We start from the raw sequence: 4,951 nt of genomic DNA on the forward strand, positions 1-4,951 counted from the left end.
CGCACCGCGGTGACCACGCCGAGGTCGGTGACGAGTTCGCCGACGACGGGGACGCCCGCGACGGTGTCGAGGATCGGGTCGGTGATCTGCGCGACCGGCGAATCCGTCAGAACCTCGGTGACCGGGGCGACGACCGCGTCGACCGTCTCGGTCACGGCGTGCACGACCGGCGCGGTCGCAGGACCCACGACCGGGGTCTTCGCGACGGTGTTCGTCACGGTCTCGACGACGGCGGGAACGGCCTGCTGCACGGGAGCGACGACCTTCGTGACGACGGGTGCGACGACCTTGGTGACGACGGGGGTCACGGGTGCGGTGACGGCCGACACGGTTTCACTGACGATCGAGGTCAGCCCGTCGAGCGGGCCGTCCTGCTGCTCATCGGCGTGCGCGGATCCGCCTCCGAAGAAGAGGGTGAGCGTCGCCCAGGCGAGCGCTCCGACGGCACCCCAGAGGACGACGGCAGGAACGCCGCGTCGGGTGGCCGGAACGTCCACGTCGACCTCCCCCTCCGAAGGCAACGTACCTCGACGCAGGTGCATCGATTGCGGGTGACGATACTCGCCGGCAGACCGTCTGTCTAGGGGGTTTTGCGCGCGTTTCCGGGGATGTCGGGTTGTGACGCGCCCGGTGAAATCTCGGCTTGACTTTCCCCAGGTTCTACACATCCCCCTCCCGAGAGGGGCAACCTTCAATGCGCGATTTAAACTGATTCCCATCCACAGGCTGGGGAAACAGTTAAACCCTGGTCAGGAACAAGAAAAAAGTTTGAACTCACACCCATCCACGGGGTTATCCACACCCGTTGTGCACAGACACTCCGACTTTGTCCGCACGCTTTCCACATGGTTATCCACAGGCCGTGTTGCATGTGGAAACAGTCGCTCGTAGCGTGGGCGAGCGACCGAATGTCGGAGGCACCTGTTTCGCTGTGCGAAGCGGCAATTCTTGGCCGAGAGCCACGCGGCCCGCCGTCGGAACGCCTCATCAGAACATCGCATCGGAAACGTCGCATCGAAGGGAAGACTGTGTCGATCGCCGACATCTCAGAGGAGCGGATGGGCGCGAAGCGCGCGCCGGAGCGTACGCCTCCTCACGACCTTCTCGCCGAGCAGAGCGCGCTGGGCGGAATGCTCCTCTCGAAGGATGCCGTCGCCGATGTGATCGAGACGCTCAAGGGCGCCGACTTCTACATCCCGAAGCACGAGCTCATCTTCGAGGCGATCCTCTCGCTGTACTCGCACGGCGAGCCGACCGACGTCGTCGCCGTCACCGACGAGCTCATCAAGACCGGCGAACTCGGTCGCGCCGGTGGCGCCGACTACCTGCACACCCTCACCTCGATCGTCCCGACCGCGGCCAACGCCGGCTACTACGCGGGCATCGTCTCGGAGCGCGCCATCCTCCGACGCCTCGTCGACGCCGGCACGCGCATCGTGCAGCTCGGCTACGCGGGCGAGGGCGACGCGACCGACATCGTCAACAACGCGCAGGCCGAGATCTACTCGATCACCGGATCCGAGACCGCCGAAGACTACGTCCCGCTGCAGATCGCCGTCGACGCCGCTCTCGAAGAGATCGAGGCCGCCAGCGGTCGCGACGGTTCGATGACGGGTGTCCCCACCGGCTTCCGGGAGCTCGACGAGCTCACCAACGGCCTCCACGGTGGGCAGATGATCGTCGTCGCTGCGCGTCCCGCCATGGGTAAGTCGACCCTCGCGCTCGACTTCGCGCGGTCGGCCTCCATCGGCCACAACATCCCCTCGGTCTTCTTCTCGCTCGAGATGGGCAAGAGCGAGATCGCGATGCGTCTGCTCAGCGCCGAGGGCCAGATCCCGCTGCAGAACATGCGCAAGGGAAACCTCGACCCCCGCGACTGGACGACCGTCGCCGCGACCCGAGGCCGCATCAACGACGCGCCGCTCTACATCGACGACAGCCCCAACATGACGCTGGTCGAGATCCGAGCGAAGTGCCGTCGACTCAAGCAGCGCGAGGGCCTGCGCATGGTCATCATCGACTACCTGCAGCTGATGACCTCGGGCAAGCGTGTCGAGTCGCGTCAGCAGGAGGTCTCGGAGTTCTCGCGAAGCCTCAAGCTCATCGCCAAGGAGCTGCAGGTCCCCGTCATCGCCCTGTCGCAACTGAACCGTGGTCCCGAGCAGCGCACCGACAAGAAGCCCGCGATCAGCGACCTGCGTGAGTCCGGCTCGATCGAGCAGGACGCCGACATGGTCATCCTGCTGCACCGCGACTCGGTGTACGACAAGGACGTGCGTCCCGGCGAGGCCGACCTGATCGTCGCCAAGCACCGTAACGGTCCCACCGCAACGATCACCGTCGCGTTCCAGGGTCACTACTCGCGCTTCATGGACATGGCCCCGGGCGGCGACTTCAACTGACGCCGACGGTGTCGGCCGGGTGCTACCGCCCGGCGACCAGCTGGTTGCCGGAGCGGGCGACCAGCGGACCGAGAACGGTGGCGGCGTCGAGCTCGGCCACACCGTCGATGCGGAACGCCGTACGCTCGCCGGGAAGCAGGGTCACCAGGCCGCGGTCGACGCGGGCGTCGGGAGACAGCCGGTCGACGAGCAGGGTGAGGTCGCGCACCAGTGCGCCCGCGGTGACGGTCACGAGGTGCCCGCCGTCGGCGACGCGCTCCACCTCGGCGGTGAGGCGCGGCTCGGCGAGGGCGCTGTCGCGCGGCTCGGCGAACCACCAGAGCCCGCGCGCGCCGGACACATCGGCGACGATCAGCTCGGCGGAAGCGTCGCCGGGCGTGGCGACGGCATCCGGAATCGCGACGCGCGTCGACTCCCGCGGAGCGATCGACACCGCCACCTCGACCGAGGCATGCACCGTGCCGTCGAAGTCGATCCGTCGCAGCGAGAGGCTGTCCGACCAGGTGTCATCGGTGTCGTTGTGCAGCACGGCTTCGAGGCCGTCGCCCGCGGGTTGCACCGTCACCACGCGGGGGTCGAAGGCGTTCTTGATGGCGAACAGCAGCGGCTTCTCGCGGCCATCGCCGTCGATCGCCGCCCACGAGGTTACAGGCCAGCAGTCGTTGAGCTGCCACACGATCGCGCCGGCGTTGTGCGGGGCCAGTGAGCGGAACCAGTCGAGCGCGAAACCCACCGCATTCGCCTGATTGAGCTGCATGGCCCAGTGCCAGGTCTCGATGTCGTCGGGGATCGGATAGTGCGCGACCAGCCCGGACCCGAGCTTCGCATTCCCGTCCGCCGCCTTCTGATGCACGATCATGCCGGGGGAGTCGGGCGTGATCGGATCGTCCGAGATGGACCGCGTCAGTGTCGACCACGTGGGCGGCCCCTGCCACCCGAACTCGGCGACGAACCGGGGGCGATGGTTGCGGTAGGTCGGCCAGTCCCGCCGGTTCCACTGCTCCCACAGGTGCATGGTGCCGTGCGCCTCGTCGTTCGGATGCGGGCCGGTCTGCTGACGCCCGTCCCACCCCGCGCCCGGGCTGAAGGGGCTTCCGGGTGCGTAGGGAACGTGCGGGGCGAGCTCGTCGATGATCGCCGGGAACAGCTCGTAGTAGTAGTGGGCGCCCCAGGTCTTGCCGTCGAGCAGCGTCTTCCAGCCCCAGTCCTCGTATCCCCAGGTGTTCTCGTTGTTGCCCGTGAGCAGCGCGAGTGAGGCGCGGTGCGCGAGGCGTGCGACGTTCTCCCGTGCTTCCGCCTCGATCTCGGCGCGCAGGGGATCCTCCTCCGCGTACGCGGCGCACGCGAACAGGAAGTCCTGCCAGACCAGCAGGCCGAGTTCGTCGGCGAGGTCGTAGAAGTCGTCCGACTCATAGATCCCGCCGCCCCAGACGCGGATCAGGTTGAGGTTCGCTGCCTTCGCCTGCTCGAGTCGGGTGCGGTACCGATCCCGGTCGACTCTGCTCGGGAATGCGTCGTCGGGAATCCAGTTCACGCCCTTCACGTAGATCGGGCGGTCGTTCACGAACAGGGTGAACGGTGTGCCGGATGCATCCGCGGTGGTGTCCCAGCGCAAGTCGCGGAACCCGACGCGTCTGGTCGCGGAGTCCAGCGCCGTGCCGTCGTCCAGGAGGGCGATCTCGACGTCGTACAGCGGCTGGGCGCCATGGCCGGCGGGCCACCACCGTTCGACGTCGCTCACCCGGACCTCGATCTCCGCCGACGTCTCCGAGGCGGCGATCGGAACCGTCTGCACGGTCTCGGCGACCTCGACCCTCAGGTCGAGCGGGAGTGCCGAGGCGCGTTCGATCTCGACGGCGACGCGCACCGTGCCCTCCGTGCCGTCCGGTGTCGCATGGACGCGGACGTCGCTCAGCCGGGCGTCCGACCAGGACTCCAGACGCACCTCGCGCCAGATGCCGCTCGAGTAGGTGGCGATGCCCCAGTCCCACCCGAAGCTGCACGCCGACTTGCGCAGGGCGTTGAACGGCGAGGGGTAGGGGCGTGGGCGCGCACCCAGCGCCACGCTCTGCGCGTCGGCGTACCGGACCGGGCTGCGGAAGGCGACGGTGACCGTGTTGTCGCCGGTGGTGAGCAGGTCGGTCACGTCCAGTCGATAGGAGCGATGCTGGTTGGCGACCTCGGCGATCACCCGCCCGTTCACGGTGACGGTCGCCACGGTGTCGAGCCCGTCGAACACGAGCTCGTGACGATCGGCCGCCTGCTCCTCCGACTCGAGCGCGAAGCTGCCCTCGTAGGTCCAGTCCACGAGACCGATCCACGCGAGGGCGGATTCATTGTCGTCGAGGTACGGGTCGGGGATGAGGCCCGCCCGCAGCAGGTCGAGATGCACCGCACCGGGGACGACGGCGGGGATCCACGCATCGGACACCTGTGCGGGGCCGCCGTTCGGGCGGACGCGCCAGCCCTCGGCGAGCGGACGGCGGATGAGGGGAAGGGGGGACGCGACGCTCACGGGACGGCTCCTGCTTCGACGCCTCTGTAGTTCC

At 68.1% G+C, this 4,951-nt stretch carries 2 protein-coding genes and 1 pseudogene; 1 reads left to right on the plus strand and 2 read right to left on the minus strand.

The genetic code is table 11. The annotated features are described in order from the left end of the window. Positions 1–497: pseudogene (locus ACNPM4_RS09490) on the minus strand (hypothetical protein); the annotation flags it as partial. 531 nt (positions 498–1,028) lie between these two features. Between ACNPM4_RS09490 and dnaB the strand changes: the two are divergent. Beyond that, the gene (dnaB, locus tag ACNPM4_RS09495; protein ID WP_029264272.1) at positions 1,029–2,402 is read left to right on the plus strand and encodes a replicative DNA helicase; all 1,374 of its coding nucleotides are present in this window, start codon (positions 1,029–1,031) and stop codon (positions 2,400–2,402) included. 22 nt (positions 2,403–2,424) lie between these two features. Here dnaB and ACNPM4_RS09500 read toward each other — a convergent pair whose 3' ends face one another. After that, positions 2,425–4,917, minus strand: coding sequence for a glycoside hydrolase family 2 protein (locus ACNPM4_RS09500; RefSeq protein WP_448985502.1), 2,493 nt, complete (start codon positions 4,915–4,917; stop codon positions 2,425–2,427). Positions 4,918–4,951 lie beyond the last annotated feature (34 nt).

It is taken from the genome of Microbacterium umsixpiens (assembly GCF_053543675.1).